This window comes from Bacillus sp. FSL L8-0152 (assembly GCF_038006365.1).
GTDB lineage: Bacteria > Bacillota > Bacilli > Bacillales > Bacillaceae_G > Bacillus_A > Bacillus_A cereus.
In genome coordinates this window covers 1,897,129-1,913,610 of the sequence record NZ_JBBOVB010000001.1, presented here as the reverse complement: position 1 = coordinate 1,913,610, position 16,482 = coordinate 1,897,129, and the positions used below count along the sequence as shown (strand labels likewise).

Here is a 16,482-nt window from a genome sequence, read left to right as displayed (position 1 = left end):
TATAGAAACAAGTTCTATAACTTTTTTATTTAACCTATTTTCTTATCCGCTCTAGTTGCTGGTTGAACTTGATTTTTTGCTTTTACAACGCTAATGCCATATCCGATAAATCCACCGATAATCGCTGGGAAGATCCAGCCTAATCCTACTTCCTGCATCGGAAGGAATTTAGTGAACACTTGGCTTACTACTTCAATGTTAACTCCAGCTGCACTTAATCCATCGAATAAGCTGATGATAAATGTTACGATTAAGCTCACTTGATAAACTTCAGCTCTTCCTTTGAATAATGAATGGAAGAATGTTAAGAAAATCAATACGATTGCTAGTGGATAAATTGCTGTTAATACTGGAACAGAAACTGCGATTAACTGTGTTAATCCTACGTTTGCAACAATTGCACTAAATACACATAGTGTGATTGCAATTGCTTTGTAAGGAACATTTGGGAATAACTTATGGAAGAATGAAGAACATGCTGATACAAGTCCCACACTAGTTGTTAAACAAGCTACTGTAATCATTAATCCTAATAATACTCCGCCATATGATCCGAAATAGTAGTTAGAAACTTTCGCTAATACTTCTCCGCCGTTCTCTAAATGTCCAAGCTTTGCAACACTTGAAGCACCCATATAAGAAAGAGCTGTATAGATAATTGCTAAAATAGATGCTGCAATTATTGTCGCTTTTGCACAAACGACCATAATTTGTGTTTTCGTTTTCGCACCTTTTTCTTTAATAGCATTGATGATGATAATCCCGAATACGAATGATGCGAGCGTATCCATCGTTAAGTATCCTTCTTGGAATCCTTTAAAGAATGCATGTGATGTATAAGCTTCCACTGGTGCTTGCATATCTCCAATCGGATGTATAAAAGCAACGATTACTAAAATACCGATGAAAGTCAACTTAATTGGCGTTAAAATTTTTCCAACAATATCGACAATTTTCGCGGGATTTAGCGAAAAAAAACAAGTGATGCTAAAGAATATAATTGTGAAAAGAATTAAAGGTGTAGAACCTACTCCCTCTGGCATAAACGGCTTAAGACCAATTTCATAAGATACATTTCCTGTTCTCGGTATTGCAAATAACGGACCGATCGCTAAGTATAAAACTGTTGTAAATACAATCCCGAACACTGGGTGAGCACGACTTGCTAATGACTGTAAATCATCTTTACCTGAAAAACCAAATGCTAGTACACCTAGTAATGGTAATCCAACACCAGTTACTAAAAATCCAGCGTTAGCAATCCATACATTCTCTCCTGCTGATTGACCAAGCATCGCTGGGAAAATTAAATTTCCTGCTCCAAAAAATAGTGCAAATAACATTAATCCAATAACTACTATGAACGAAAACGGTACTTTATTCGCCATATTATAACCCCCATTCAAATTTCCTTATCTCATTTTCCAATTTTAACTAATTGAATTTTCTGAATATTTAATTTAAGTATCAACTATTCTTGAACTCATTATAGTTTGCTATATAATATTTTGCAATACTATTTTCGAACTTTTCTTTTATTTTATAAATATACATTTTTTAACATGAAAAATAGACTAAAAAACCAACACGGTCATCCATGTTGGTTTTTCCATTTACTATCATGAATTAAAATTTCGCTGCTACTTTTTTAACGTTTTCTAGACCTTCTTCAACAATTTGTTGTGAACGATCTGGATATTGATTGTGCCCTTCAATTACAACTGTCTCTGGATTTGTAATTCCCCAGAATCCAAGTACAGTTGTTACGTAATTAACTGCCATTTCCATAGGAGCCATTTGCTCTGAAGAGTAATCTGAACCACGAGCACCTAACACAACTACTTTTTTACCACCAACTAAACCTTCTGGGCCATTTGCTGTATATTTAAACGTTTTTCCAGCTTGAGATAAGTATGAAATATATGTGATTAATGGTGCTGGTACTGTAAAGTTCCATAATGGGAATGCAAATACAACCTTATCAGCTTCTAAAAACTGATTTAAATATTGATCTACTGTAGCAACTGCCTTCTCTTCTTCAGCTGTTAACTCCATGCCTTGGCTACGTTTATATCCACCTGAAATCGCGATATTTCCGTAATAAGGAAGATCTAATGCAAATAAATCTAATTCCATAATTTCTGTATTTGGATTTGCTTCTTTATAAGTACTTACAAATGTTTCATACATTTTTGAACTAACTGCTTGCTCCGCTGGACGATCGTTTGCTTTTACAAATAATACTTTTGACATTTTTTTATTCCCCTCTACATTCTTATTTTCTTCTTTTTTACCAAATAATGAGCTAAATAGTCCCATTTTCTTCACCTAATCTTTCTTTTCATATTCATTATTCATCATCATAAAAATTCTTATTCTAAGAAAAAGTTTCAATAGATACCTTAAGTTAAGCTATCAAAACTTTTTGTTATTTAATTACCTTATGTAAGTGATTGTAATATGGCCACTTACTTTAGTCAAGTAACTTTCAATAAAAAAACAAAATCTCAATTTAAAAATATTAACTAAAATACAATTGAACACCAAATACATCTTTATTACTTGTATAATAAACTTAGAGAGGAAAATTCATATATAGAAAGGATTTATTCATGAGCACTATAGAAAAGATTCAAACTTTTATTATTCTTTTTGCTGTTACATGCGGCATCGTACTCGGACAATTTAATATGATACATACGTATTCAGACAAGTTTATTGTTCCCTTCTTATTTTTTATGCTATATGGATTATTCCTCAGCATCCCATTAAAAGAAATAAAAAACGGATTTCGCAATTTAAAATTTGCTGGAACAAGTCTTACTATTAACTTCTTATGGACCCCTTTACTCGCTTGGGGATTAGGAGCACTATTTCTTTCAGATCATCCAGCACTTTGGGTTGGATTTATAATGTTAATGGTTACTCCATGCACAGATTGGTACTTAATCTTTACTGAAATAGCGAAAGGAAATGTAGCACTTTCTACTGCAATTTTACCTGTAAATTTAATTTTGCAAGTACTACTCCTTCCAATTTATTTATTTTTATTTGCTGGTGTCATGAAAACTGTAGTGGTTTCTGTTTTAGTAGAAAGTATTGTTATCGTAATCGTCTTACCATTTATACTTGCACACGCTACAAAATTCATTATGAATAAAATGAAAAAAGCTGAAACTCTCGAGAATAAACTCATTCCGTTTTTCAGCTCTGCTCAAATTGTATTTTTAAGTTTAGCAATAGTAGCGATGTTTGCATCACAAGGTAAATATTTACTGCAAAATATGAATGTCGTTTTATTATTACTCGTTCCTGTTCTATTGTTCTTCATCATTAATTTTTTACTAGGACAATTTATCGGACGCATCATGCATTTATCTTACAAAGATACAGTAAGTCTAAGCTTAACAACGTTAGCAAGAAACTCACCTGTTGCACTCGCTATCGCTGTAACAGCTTTTCCAGACGAGCCTCTTATCGCACTTGCACTCGTTATTGGACCGTTGATTGAGTTACCGGTACTAGCTTGTGTTTCACAAGTTTTGTTGCTTATTAAGAAAAAACGGCAATACGCATAATAAAAAACGTCCCATTTTGGGACGTTTTTTATTATGGAAAGATTACATACAACACTTATTTCTTATTTCTTATTTCTTATTTCTTATTTCTTATTTATCAATACAAATGAAATTACCGAAACTACAAACGTAATAATACCAATTGTAATAAAGTGAAACTTTAATCATTGGGGGTTTTGTTCATCCCCCAATGATTATTAGCCCTCACCACTCCCGCATTAACAGATCCTTTCTAATTAAAAATGATAGGAAACGTAAATATAACGAAAGCTGCCCAAAGTCCGTATATTGGCAAATACTTCGTAACGGCATCTTGGATAGCTTTTGGTCCTGATTTATTTTGCAAGAAACGCATATAGGCAAACATAATCCAAATGAGATTTGCCCAAATCAGTATGTTTACTCCTAAAACAGCAAGTCTATTAGGTGTAATCCCGTAAGAAGAAAGTCTAAATACTATGGCTGACAATGCGACAGTGTCAATAATAAGCGCCAGAACAATTAAGGAAAAATTTATATAATCTGAAATATTCTTTTTCTCGTCCGAGTCACTTTCAACGATAGAAAATATGGTAACAGCCAATACACCAAGGAGGATTCCGTTGAAGGCCATTAGGAAATTGCGATCCAAGAACGGATTTTTCCCGACCCAAATTACCGTTATAAGATAGATAAGCAACGTGATCAGGACGAGAGGACTAAAAATTTTAGATATGTATGGTGTAATATTTTTAGCAAGCTTAAGATTCATTGATACTAAGTATGCAGCCACAATAGCGAGAGCCGCTGCTCCAAATAAAACAACATTACTAAAATAGAATTCTCCTATATCTAAGTCAACAAAGCTAAATAAACGCATGGTGAATACTGCTAGTATCATTCCGCTCACTGCCATGCTGGCGTAGAGAAGACAATATTCTAAATTAAATTTTATATAGGCTAATCTTGTACTGCCTTTTGAATATTCATTTCCTGTAAACGCAAGCCCTACTAAGACCCATAAAAATATAGGAAGATGTAAATAAGCAAGAATGGTACTGTCTTTATAATTTAATGGCAACGTATTAAGATACATCCCGGAAATAAGGAACAACGCTGCAAGGGAATAAATAATACTTTTTTTGGGAGTATTATTGTAAACAAAATAAGCAGCAATAAAGGGAATTACACCAAAAGCCAAGTTAATTGGAGCAATTGCTTCCTGCTCAACAAAGTGGAAAATGATCCTGGTGCTTATGCCGGCCAGAATAGCTAAAAGGCCCATGAATAAGAAACCTTTTTGAAACAAAGATGTTTTTTCTTTATTTACTTTCTCCTTGAAATGCAACCTTTCATACCAAGCACCTAGAACCTGGGAATCAGGGTTTTGGTCCCATGCTTGTGAGAATGCTTTTTTAAAAGCTTTCGGATCTTTTCTATACATCTTCTCCAACTCATGGGGGTTATCCATATTTTTAACAATCAAATTGTTAATGTTCATAGTTATACCTCCTCTAATTTTAAAAATAAGGTTGTTACCTTTTAACAAAAGCACCTCACTCATTTATTATGATTTTGATTTTAATACAAAATTTATCGTTTTACAATAAAAAATTATTATTTAAAGGATTTTTTTTATCGTTAAATTTTAAATAAAAGAAAAACAAAAGAGCATGACAGTTTTATGTCATGCTCTTTTAACAAATTAATTCTCAAATACAAAATTAATCTTATTATCTTTCCACTCTAATTTCGCATCAAACGTTTTCTCGCCCTTTTTAAAACCTTTAATTAAATCAGTCTTTTCACCTTTTAAGAGCTTTGTCATATTCTTTTGCGAAATTGTTTTACTTAATATCTTCTTTGAAATGGTGAAATCACATTGCGTTGTATTATAGTTAGAACAACCGTAAAACGTTGACTTATCAATTACATCGCCATCACATTTTTTACAGCTACCAACCTTTTTACCCGTTGTAAATTTCGATCCTTTTCGTTCAATCGATTCAACATGTAGTCCAGTGAAATCCCACTTCTCAGACATTTCCACTGCATCTTCAATAATTTTAGCTGATAGCTTTTTCGTTTGTTCCATAAAAGTTGCTGGTGATGCTGTACCTTCACCAATTTCCGCAAGACGTTGTTCCCATTTCGCAGTCATTTCCGGTGAAGCTAGTATTTTGTCACCAATTGCGGTAATTAATACTTTTCCTTTATCAGTCGCATACACTTGGTTTTTCTTTACATCTATATATTTACGGTCTTTCAACATCGTAATAATACCCGCGCGGGTCGCTTCCGTACCTAAACCTTCTGTTTTCTTCAATACCTTCTCTAGCTCTTCATTCTCTAAATACTTACCGGCTGTTTTCATTAACGTAATAAGTTGTCCTTCTGTATAACGCTTCGGTGGCTGTGTTTTTCCTTCTTTCACTTTCACCTTTACAACTTTTCCTTCTTCACCTTCAGCTACAATTGGAAGAATGGTTTCGTCATCTTTATCGTCTTGGAAAATAACTTTACGCCAACCTTCTTGAATTTGCTGTTTTCCTTTTGAAATGAATTCAGCACGTTCATCTACAAGCGTTACAATCGTTGTATAGTCAAAGATTGCAACTTCATAATGAGCTGCAATAAGCCTTCTTACGATCATATCGTATATTTTCTTTTCATCACCTGATAGTCTGCTTGGGTTTGTAACTTGCTCTGTCGGAATAATTGCGTAGTGATCTGTTACTTTCTTTTCATTCACATAACGCTTATTGTTCATAATGGATTCAATTGGTGCCGGTAATAAGCCTTTATATTCATCAAATTGACTTAACTTCTGTAAAATATCAGGGAACGTCGCTGCTTCTCCTTGTGTAACATAGTTAGAATCTGAACGTGGATAAGAAACAATCCCTTTTTGATAGAGTGCTTGCGTTATATCAAGCGTCTTTTTCGGTGAAAACTTAAAGGCTTTATTTGCCGTTGCTTGCAGTGATGATAAGTTGAATAAAAGCGGCGGCTGAAACTCTTTACGCTCCGTTTTCATTTCCTTCACAACAGCCGGTTTCCCTTGGCAAAATGCCGCAATTTTATTCGCCATATCAGGGTCTTTTAAGCGGGATTCATTATCCTTTTCCCATTTTCCGTCATATTTCTTTCCTTCTATATTAAAGGTTGCAAACACTTCCCAGAAAGGCTCTGACTTAAAGTTTTCAATTTCTTTCTCACGCTTTACAATCAATGCTAACGTTGGTGTTTGGACACGACCAGCAGAAAATACATCATTCATTCCTTTTTTCTTTAGCAAAATACTAAAGACACGTGATGCATTCATACCAACAACCCAGTCAGCGCAAGATCTTGTGTATGCTTCGTAATACGTATTAATTGTATCTGATTCGTCAAGTAAATTTTTAAACCCTTGATAAATAGCTTGCTTCGTTAAAGACGAAATCCATAGACGCTTCATCGGCTTTTGCACGTTACAAAGATTAATAATATTTCGTACGATTAGTTCCCCTTCACGCCCAGCATCGCCTGCGTGAATAATTTCTGTTACCTGTGGATTATGTAACAGCTGTTTCACAACGTTAAATTGCTTATACTTTGACTTTGTTACTTCAAATTGAAAACGCTCTGGAATCATCGGTAATGTATTAAGTGACCATTTTTTCCACTCTGCGTGATAATGCTCTGGATTACATAACTGCGTTAAATGACCAATTGCCCATGTACAGTACGCTCCATTTGGAAATAACTCATTTGCTTCTACTTCTAAATATCCATCTTTCCGGCGATATTTAAACTGTGAAACAAGAGCCAACCCTTGATCTGGTTTCTCGGCAATAATTAATTTCATTTTATAACTCCCTATCTGTATTCCAGTGTTACTTTCATTGTCTATATGTTTAGAAGCGATGATAAAACAACAATCTTATTTATCATTCGCGGTTTGTCTCGCAAATGTGAGACCTATAATATTATACGCTTATTCTTTATGGCTTCACAATAGAAACTCATAATATAACAATTTCTTTCACATGCTTACAATTAAAAAAGACGCCCTAAAAAATCAAGCGTTCCTTTGCTTACATCTATGAAATTGTGCAGATAATATGCAGATATAAATTATCATAAGTACACATATGATGAAATGAACGATAGGACAAGGAGGTATCATAATGTTTGCTTATACGTTAACTACCTTAACACTTTGCTGTACCTCAATTCTTATTGCATCCAATATTTCTAAACGTAAGGGTACCCTAATGGAGTATATGGTATTTATTATGTCTTTTAGTATGAGTATCGGTTTAAGTATTGGTTTTTATTTAGGCATTCTCTTTAAGGGGGAATTACTATATTCTACTTTACTTGCTATTTTAATTAGTGGTTTTATCGGTTTTTTAGTGGGTCTACGTTTTCACCTATATACTGCTTTAGAAGGACTGTTCTCTGGATTAATGGCAAGTATGATGGGAGCAATGATTACAGAAATGTTAAACGCTCAACAAGCTCATAGTATATTGTTCATTAGCCTTTTACTTACTATAACGATTACTATGTCCTGTGTGATTCAATTGTTATCGGAGAACTTTTCTACTTTTATCCAACAGCGTTTTTTGTTATTACTTTCAATTAGTGTAGTAATTATAGTTGCCGTATTCGCGACATTCCCACATCATACTCCTGCACCTTCACCTGGGCATAATCAACATATAAATTAGTACTTGCAACAAAAATGAATAAGCAGCTATCCATAGGATAACTGCTTCCTATTATTCTGGCTTATTAGGAATGTTTTGGTTTGGAACATAGTCAGATTTATAATCTGTATAGTTCACTTCCGTTACCATCCCTGCTGAAGCATGATGTAGGTCGTGACAGTGGAACATCCACTCACCGGGATTGTCTGCTACAAAGGCTACTTCATATTCTTCTCCTGGTTTTAAGTTCAATGTATCTTTTACAATTGGAGAACCTTCTATCGGTTTTCCATCTTTACTCAACACCTGGAAGAAGTGACCATGTAAATGCATTGGGTGATCATCCATTTTAGAACGATTTACCAATTTCACTTTTACTAAATCACCCTTTTTTACTTGAATTGGGTCAATATCCGGAAATACCTTTCCGTTAATTGTATATACCATTTCATTTTCATTCATTTGCGTATTTAAGTCCATATTATATGTGGCAGTATACTCTTGATTTAACGTGAAACTACCTAATTTTTTAGCACCATATTTCGTCATATCTAATTTCGCTAATTTTCCCTTTTCATCTGCTTTATCTTTCATCTCTTTGCTGCCATCATACTCAATAACAGCTTTCATTCCTTTTGCACCTTTATTTTTTGAATGGTCCTCAACATACCACTTCCCAGGATTATTAGCAGTAAATTCAATATCATAACGTTCACCCGGTGCGATTGAAATTACTTTATCCTTTATAACTTTTGGATTGTTTATTGGTTGACCATCTGTCGCAATTACTTTTATATCATGACCGTGAACATGTATATCATGTGATAGATAACCAGCATTAACAAGTCGAAGACGAACTTTATCTCCCTTATTCACTTTCAATGGCACTACTAAATCACCGCTTTTTCCATTGATTGTGAATAAATCATACATACTCATATCATGACCTTCCATCTTCATATTTCCATGGTCCATTCCTGTCATATTGCCAGAGTCTTTTTGATCACTGCCCATGTCCATACCGGAATGATCCATGCCGTTCTTATCGTCATTCTTTTTCGTATTTTCATCACCTTTAGATTTATTACCTATTTGCCCTTTTGTCATTTCTTTTAACTGCTTTTTAATTTCTTCTTTATCTGTAACCCATTCATCCAACATTAATGTGTAATCTTTATCATATTTTTCCTTTGTATCTTCTACAATGAGCGCTCCATACAAACCTCTATCTAATTGATTTACAGAATCTTGATGCGAGTGATACCAGTACGTTCCTGGTACGTTCGCTTCAAATTCGTAAGTGAAACTTTTTCCTGGTTCAACTGCATCTTGTGTCACGCCTGGAATTCCATCCATGTTATTTGGGACAGGATATCCATGCCAATGAATGGATACTGGTACAGATAATTCATTTTTTAATGTCACTTTCACCTTTTCACCTTTTTTCACCCGAATTTCTGGACCAGGAGATGAGCCATTAAATGTCCAGACTGGAACAATAACACCGTTACTTAATTTTTGCTTCTCTTCTTTCGCTATTAAAGTAACTTCTGGTCCTTTTTCAACCTTCAATGGTGTTGTAGCTGTTTCAGTCTGTAGTGTTTTTTTATCATTCATATTTTTATGATCATTTGTTGTATTTGTCGTCACAGAACAGGCAGCAATTAAAAATATTACAGAGACTGTAATGGCTGCTAATACAAATCGCTTCATGGAAAATCCCTCCTTTTTCTTTTTCAAAATCATTATAGAAGTTGATTTTCAAGAAAATAAGGAGATGTAATTAGATCTTACGTAAGCTAATTGGAAGATTACTAAAAGCGGAGACATTACAAGAGGCGAATATTTTAGAAATACAAAATGCTTTCCTTGTAGCGACTATATTAGCCGTTCTCGTATTTGTTTTGACGTTATTTCTTAAGAAACAATAACACTGCTATTATTAAATAAGAAAAATGTAGCTAAAATGCTCTTCACAAAAGAACTTAGATTTTTGTATAATAAGAACTAATGTTCTTTACAGACAATGGACTCAAATTACACAAATATATCAAATAGAAGAGGATTGATATACGATGAAAATTGATAGACCAAAAATTTCACCAGAGTTATCTTCAAAGAATTTTCAAGATATTTTTTATGAAGAAGATCCAACATTAGAAGTGTGTGAAATTATAGACTCCACTTTCGAAAATGAATCTGTAGATAGAGTGCGATTGTATGATGCAGTGATAAAGAATTGTAAATTCACTAATACAGACTTTAGCAATATTGATATTACAGATGTTTGTTTTGAAAACTGCGATTTATCAAATGTTAATTTAAGCAATTCTTCTGTTCATAGAGTCGAATTTAAAAACAGTAAATTAATCGGGGTTAATTTTGCAGAATCTAGCTTAGGAAATGTTAAATTTGAGAATTCAATTTTGAATTTAGCAGCATTTGGGAATTCTAAACTAGAAAAAATTATATTTAATGAAACTTCATTAAATAATGCAGATTTTTTTGACTGTAAACTTAAAAAAGTTGAATTCCAATTATGTAGTCTTGATGAAGCTAATTTTGATCAGACATCACTGAAGGGGATAGATATTAGTTCTTCTACCTTTGATACACTTACAGTTTCAGTGAACGATTTAAGAGGATGTAAAGTATCAACATATCAAGCTGTTCAGTTTGCTACTTTATTAGGATTAATAATTAAAGATTAGTATTTCGAAGAAAAGAACCCTATCCCGAATCATGGATTTTTTAATTGTCCACGATTCGAGATAAAGTTCAAATAAATTAGTGATGACTCTTTTATTATTTAACTACAGCTTGGTTTCCTTTTACATGTTCATTATTTACACTCATAAATTCTTCAATTTCTTCAACTTCTCTAATGATATCTTTTGACAAGTTTTCATACCCGTCTTTCGTTACAAGAATGTCATCTTCAATACGAATTCCAATTGATTCTTCTTCAATATAAAGACCAGGTTCAATTGTTATAACCATACCTTCTTCTAACATTCTATCTTTATATGTTCCTACATCATGTGTATCTAAACCAAGGAAATGGCTGACACCATGATAATAGTATTTTGATAACTCTTCATCTTCTTGAATTAAACCAATTGCTTTACACTCTTCTGCCAGTACCTTTTTTGTATGCTCATTTAATGCAGCGAACTTTAATCCCGGCTTAATAATCTCTGTTGTTTCTTTTAATGCTTTTAATACAATATTATAAATTTGTTTTTGACGACTAGAGAATATTCCATTTGCCGGGAATGTATAACTAATATCAGCGTTATAGTAGTCTTTTTGAGCACCTAAATCTAGCAATACTAAATCACCATTTTGAATTTGTGCATCATTATCTTCATAATGAAGAACTGTAGCATTTTTACCACTTGCCAAAATTGTATTGAACGCATGATGCTTAATGCCAGATGATTTCAGTGTAAAATCAAATTGAGCTTCTAATTCATACTCCATCATGTCTGCTTTTGCATGCTTAAGTACGTTGTAAATACCGTCTTTCGTTATAGCAATCGCTTCTTTAATAATTTCAATTTCTTCCTCGGTTTTAAAAACTCGTAATTCACAAATGTTCGGATATACATTACCAATTGTTACATGTGGGTATTGTTCTCTTACATGTTTAGCAAACGCTAATGTTTTTGTCTCCGTACCATTCCACTCACGACGTTCTATATCTAAATATAGATGCTTCGCATTTTCTGTAAAGAGTATATTTGATACTGCTTTTTCAAAGCTATCTAAATATAAAACTTTCTTTATACCTGAAATTCCCTCTGCTTCTTCGCTAGAAACTGTCTTCCCAACCCATTTTTCCATTACTGGATCTGATTTTTCAATGAAAAGTGTCTCTTCTACACTATTCCCAAACTTTTTCAGCATAAAAATAACATTTGGTTCATCGATTCCCGTTAAGTAGTAAAAATTACGATTCGGTACAAATTTATAATGTGCATCAGCTGACATATGCGGTGCTTGTCCCGCAAATAAAATCGTAACGGATTCATCAGGTAATGTTTTCGTTAGTCTTTCTCTATTTTGAGCAAAAAATGTTGATTTCATAATAATCCCCCTAGTGTTCTATGTATGCTTGTAAAGCTAATTGTCCTCTGTTATTCATTTTATTATTGTTATAATTTTTCGTCAATTTTTAACCTTTTAGATGGTGTTGACATAATAAAAATTAAGCGTTACAATAACTATATATTAGTAAGTAACTAATATATTTAAATCTAACTAGAGGTGAATCAAATGAAAAACATTTTATTCCGTATTAACGAATTGTCAAAAAAAGAAAAAGCAACTGGATTAACAGTTGATGAAAAACAAGAACAACAAATGTTACGTCAAAACTATACAGAAACATTTCGTGGAAGCCTAGATTCCATTTTATTAAATACAAAAATTGTTGATTCGAATGGTCTTAACGTTACACCAGTTGCATTACAAGATGCTCAAATACGTTTAAAATTAAGCAAATGAGTTCCGCGCTAAAGAATTTCAATAAAACATAAACAGAGCTGGATTTCCTATATAGAAATTCCAGCTCTGTTTATTGTCTTTTCTAATTTAGTAAACGAGCGATACATCGCAATTCTCCACGACACAATCATCGCAAATGCTAGTAAGAAAAACATGCCGCTTAACTCTGCCAAATCAATTGATTGGCTTAAATATGACTTTAATGCCACGCGTACAGCTAATAAGCCTACTAAAATGAATATGAATGCTTTTGACGGTTTCATAAATATATGTTCGCCTTTTATTTCGAACTTAGTTGTTTTAATAAGAAAAATAGAGAAAATAATCCCTATACTAATTGCCTCGACTATTTCTAACGATGTTAATCGAAAATCTGGTAAAAAGTACATCATCGCGCCTGTACTCATAAAAATTGGTGGTAATATAATTTTCTTTTTCGTTACCGGCTTTTTCGCTGCTTTAAAACGTAGAAACATTACCCCAACAGCCATACAAACCGCTATGACACTTGATAAAAGTGCTATCATACTTTCCACTCCTATCTATTTAAATGACTTTTTTAGCAAAATCATAAACCAATAAGTAACTACATGCCGCATTATAGAATTTCTTCATTATATTCCTCCTGCTGTAAACTTTCCATATTCGCTGCAATCATTTTACGCAAAGTTTATGAACGGAATATGAACAAAAAAGCCATTCTGCAATTAATAATTGCAAAATGGCTTTTTAACTTATTTTAAATCGTCAATTGTGAAAGCACCTGGAAGTAATTGCTCAACAGTCACTTCTTTTTCATCACCTTTTACATTCGTTAGTAATACAGGCATTTTCGGATCACAGAATTCAGCAATTACTTGTCTACACGCACCACATGGTGAAATCGGTCCATCAGTTTCTCCTGTAATAACTAAGTAACTAAAATCGCGCTCCCCTTCTGATACCGCTTTAAATATTGCTGTTCTTTCTGCACAGTTACATAAACCATAAGAAGCATTTTCTATATTACAACCAGTATAGATTTTCCCTTCTTTCGTAACTAACGCTGCGCCAACAGGAAATTTAGAATACGGAATATACGCTTTCGATAACATCTTGTTTGCTTCTTCAATATATTTTTTCTTATCCATATTATTTCCCCCTCAAAGTAAATGAAATGATCATTAGTCAGTAATAACTGTATGAACTAATTTAGGAGCCACTGCTGTTTCAGCGATAGAGATGTTCTCATAAATTTTTGCTTTTACATCTTCTACATTTTCACGATTTGCGTAGATTGTTACGAACGGCTCGCCTTCTTTTACTGCATCGCCAACTTTTTTACGTAACATTAATCCTACTGCTAAATCGATTTCATCTTCCTTCGTTGCACGACCTGCACCAAGTAACATAGCTGCAATACCAATCTCATCTGCAACAATGTTAGAAATAACACCTGAAGTTTTTGCAGGTACATCAATTACATACTTCGCTTGTGGCATTTTTTCTGGATTGTCTACAATTGAGCTATCTCCGCCTTGATTGCTTAAGAACTCTTTAAATTTCGCAGTTGCTTTTCCGTTTTTCATCACTTCAATTAGCATTTCACGAGCTTCTTCTAACGTATTTGCTTTTTTCGCAAGTACGACCATTTGACTTCCTAATACAAGTACTAATTCTGTTAAATCTTCTGGACCTTCACCTTTTAACGTATCAATCGCTTCTTTCACTTCTAGAGCATTACCAATCGCAAATCCAAGAGGTTGTGACATATCTGAAATAACTGCCATTGTTTGACGTCCTACGTTATTTCCGATACGTACCATTGCATGTGCTAATTCTTTTGCATCTTCTTCTGTTTTCATAAATGCACCAGCACCTGTTTTTACATCAAGTACGATTGCGTCAGCACCAGCTGCAATTTTTTTACTCATAATTGAACTTGCGATTAAAGGAATTGAGTTAACAGTTCCTGTTACGTCACGTAATGCATAAATCTTTTTATCTGCAGGCGTTAAGTTTCCTGTTTGTCCAATAACAGCTACTTTGTCACGGTTTACAATATCGATGAACTGCTCTTTCGTAATTTCAACGTGGAATCCTTCTACCGCCTCTAATTTATCAATTGTTCCGCCAGTATGTCCTAAACCACGACCAGACATTTTTGCTACTGGTACGTCTAAAGCAGCAACTAATGGTCCTAATACTAAAGTTGTTGTATCACCAACACCGCCAGTTGAATGTTTGTCTACTTTAATTCCTTCAATTGCCGATAAGTCGATCGTTTCTCCAGACTCAACCATCGCCATCGTTAAATCTGCACGTTCGCGATCTGTCATATCTTTAAAGAAGATTGCCATTGCAAGTGCACTCACTTGATAATCAGGAATACTTCCGTCTGTATATCCATTAATAAAGAATTTGATTTCTTCAGTCGTTAATTCTTTGCCGTCACGTTTTTTTGCGATAATATCTACCATTCTCATTACAATCACCATTCCTTTTTATATTATATGAATCTATTAAAATAATAAGCCAACGATTGTTGCTGATAAGAAACTTACTAACGTTGCACCGAATAGTAATTTCAAACCAAATCTTGCGACTACATTCCCTTGCTTTTCATTTAAGCTCTTAACTGCCCCTGCAATAATTCCAATTGAAGAGAAGTTTGCAAATGAAACTAAGAATACAGATATAATCGCTGTCGTTCTATCTGAGAAATTAAAGTTTCCTTGTGCTAAATCTGTCATAGCGACAAATTCATTTGATACTAATTTTGTTGCCATAATATTTCCGGCATTAACTGCTTCATGCCAAGGTACACCCATAATAAATGCAAATGGTGCAAATGCATAACCAAGAATTTCTTGGAATGAGATACCAATTACACCTTTAAATACTGCATTAATGAATGCGATAAGAGCAACGAAACCGACTAACATAGCTGCTACTGTGATCGCAACTTTAAATCCGTCTATAATGTATTCACCTAATACTTCAAAGAAAGTCTTTTTCTCTTCTTCTTGCACTTCTAACATATCTTCTTCTTCAGTAACTTCATACGGGTTAATGATAGAAGCGATAATAAAACCACCGAATAAGTTAAGAACTAAAGCGGTTACAACATATTGCGGTTTTAATAACACCATATATGATCCAACGATAGACATTGAAACGGTAGACATTGCAGATGCACATAATGTATACATTCGTTTCTCTGGCAATAATCCTAGTTGTTTCTTAACTGAAATAAACACTTCAGATTGTCCTAAAATCGCAGAAGCAACAGCATTATATGATTCTAGTTTCCCCATTCCATTTACTTTACTTAATGCTAGACCGATAGATTTCACAATAATAGGTAATACTTTAATGTGTTGCAATATACCTATTAGTGCTGAGATAAATACGATTGGCATTAATACACTTAAAAAGAACGAAAACTCTTTTTGATTTACTAATCCACCAAATACAAAATTCACACCGTCAGCAGCATATTTTAATAACTCTCCAAAACCATCTGCTATTCCGCTAATTAATATATTCCCTACACTTGTATTTAATAATAAAAACCCCAAAATGAATTGTAAAATAACCATCGTTATGATTGGGCGATATTTGACTTTCTTTCTATTATTACTAGCAAGCCAAGCGATACCTAAAATCAATACGAGGCCAAAAATACCAATTAAGTATTTCATAAGCCTTCCCCTCCCATTCGTATCCGCTTACATCTT

Annotated in this window: 14 protein-coding genes; 4 read left to right on the top strand and 10 right to left on the bottom strand. The window is 33.6% G+C overall.

Annotated features, from left to right (window positions below; all coding sequences use genetic code 11):
* Positions 1 to 29: 29 nt before the first annotated feature.
* Both brnQ and MHH27_RS09740 read right to left on the bottom strand, forming a co-directional pair.
* On the bottom strand, positions 30 to 1,388 hold the full coding sequence (gene brnQ / locus MHH27_RS09745; RefSeq protein ID WP_001284785.1) for a branched-chain amino acid transport system II carrier protein: 1,359 nt from the start codon (positions 1,386 to 1,388) through the stop codon (positions 30 to 32).
* Positions 1,389 to 1,626: 238 nt separating this feature from the next.
* Positions 1,627 to 2,319, bottom strand: a complete 693-nt coding sequence (locus MHH27_RS09740) for an FMN-dependent NADH-azoreductase (RefSeq protein WP_000522501.1) — start codon at positions 2,317 to 2,319, stop codon at positions 1,627 to 1,629.
* Between the two features lie 293 nt (positions 2,320 to 2,612).
* Between MHH27_RS09740 and MHH27_RS09735 the strand changes: the two genes are divergently transcribed.
* Positions 2,613 to 3,578 (top strand): arsenic resistance protein, encoded by a 966-nt coding sequence (locus tag MHH27_RS09735; RefSeq protein WP_000103816.1) that lies wholly within the window; start codon positions 2,613 to 2,615, stop codon positions 3,576 to 3,578.
* Between the two features lie 232 nt (positions 3,579 to 3,810).
* Here the strand turns inward: MHH27_RS09735 and MHH27_RS09730 are convergent, their stop codons facing one another.
* Both MHH27_RS09730 and topB read right to left on the bottom strand, forming a co-directional pair.
* Complete coding sequence (locus MHH27_RS09730) at positions 3,811 to 5,058, bottom strand: DUF4153 domain-containing protein (RefSeq protein ID WP_001024718.1); 1,248 nt, start codon at positions 5,056 to 5,058, stop codon at positions 3,811 to 3,813.
* A 204-nt stretch (positions 5,059 to 5,262) separates the two neighbouring features.
* Positions 5,263 to 7,407 carry a DNA topoisomerase III gene (gene topB / locus MHH27_RS09725; protein ID WP_000766766.1) on the bottom strand — a complete coding sequence of 715 codons (2,145 nt, stop codon included), beginning with the start codon at positions 7,405 to 7,407 and terminating at the stop codon, positions 5,263 to 5,265.
* A gap of 322 nt (positions 7,408 to 7,729) precedes the next feature.
* On the opposite strand from topB, the gene MHH27_RS09720 reads away from it, so the two are divergent.
* Positions 7,730 to 8,275: a hypothetical protein gene (locus MHH27_RS09720; protein ID WP_000458530.1), complete on the top strand. Its 546-nt coding sequence runs from the start codon at positions 7,730 to 7,732 to the stop codon at positions 8,273 to 8,275.
* Positions 8,276 to 8,326: 51 nt separating this feature from the next.
* Here the strand turns inward: MHH27_RS09720 and MHH27_RS09715 are convergent, their stop codons facing one another.
* On the bottom strand, positions 8,327 to 9,967 hold the full coding sequence (locus MHH27_RS09715; RefSeq protein ID WP_090976169.1) for a multicopper oxidase family protein: 1,641 nt from the start codon (positions 9,965 to 9,967) through the stop codon (positions 8,327 to 8,329).
* A 362-nt stretch (positions 9,968 to 10,329) separates the two neighbouring features.
* On the opposite strand from MHH27_RS09715, the gene MHH27_RS09710 reads away from it, so the two are divergent.
* Positions 10,330 to 10,965, top strand: coding sequence for a pentapeptide repeat-containing protein (locus MHH27_RS09710; protein WP_000687268.1), 636 nt, complete (start codon positions 10,330 to 10,332; stop codon positions 10,963 to 10,965).
* Between the two features lie 94 nt (positions 10,966 to 11,059).
* Here MHH27_RS09710 and MHH27_RS09705 read toward each other — a convergent pair whose 3' ends face one another.
* Complete coding sequence (locus MHH27_RS09705; RefSeq protein ID WP_000842978.1) at positions 11,060 to 12,343, bottom strand: aminopeptidase P family protein; 1,284 nt, start codon at positions 12,341 to 12,343, stop codon at positions 11,060 to 11,062.
* A gap of 189 nt (positions 12,344 to 12,532) precedes the next feature.
* Here MHH27_RS09705 and MHH27_RS09700 point away from each other — a divergent pair, with 189 nt between their 5' ends.
* Positions 12,533 to 12,763, top strand: a complete 231-nt coding sequence (locus tag MHH27_RS09700) for a DUF896 domain-containing protein (protein ID WP_061660350.1) — start codon at positions 12,533 to 12,535, stop codon at positions 12,761 to 12,763.
* 47 nt (positions 12,764 to 12,810) lie between these two features.
* Here MHH27_RS09700 and MHH27_RS09695 read toward each other — a convergent pair whose 3' ends face one another.
* The 4 genes from MHH27_RS09695 to MHH27_RS09680 form a co-directional block, all read right to left on the bottom strand.
* The gene (locus MHH27_RS09695; protein WP_000561069.1) at positions 12,811 to 13,290 is read right to left on the bottom strand and encodes a CcdC family protein; all 480 of its coding nucleotides are present in this window, start codon (positions 13,288 to 13,290) and stop codon (positions 12,811 to 12,813) included.
* Between the two features lie 207 nt (positions 13,291 to 13,497).
* Positions 13,498 to 13,893, bottom strand: coding sequence for a cytidine deaminase (locus MHH27_RS09690; RefSeq protein ID WP_000358533.1), 396 nt, complete (start codon positions 13,891 to 13,893; stop codon positions 13,498 to 13,500).
* Between the two features lie 33 nt (positions 13,894 to 13,926).
* Complete coding sequence (locus MHH27_RS09685; protein ID WP_002093946.1) at positions 13,927 to 15,228, bottom strand: pyrimidine-nucleoside phosphorylase; 1,302 nt, start codon at positions 15,226 to 15,228, stop codon at positions 13,927 to 13,929.
* Positions 15,229 to 15,264: 36 nt separating this feature from the next.
* Complete coding sequence (locus MHH27_RS09680; protein WP_000876171.1) at positions 15,265 to 16,446, bottom strand: NupC/NupG family nucleoside CNT transporter; 1,182 nt, start codon at positions 16,444 to 16,446, stop codon at positions 15,265 to 15,267.
* Between the last annotated feature and the right edge of the window lie 36 nt (positions 16,447 to 16,482).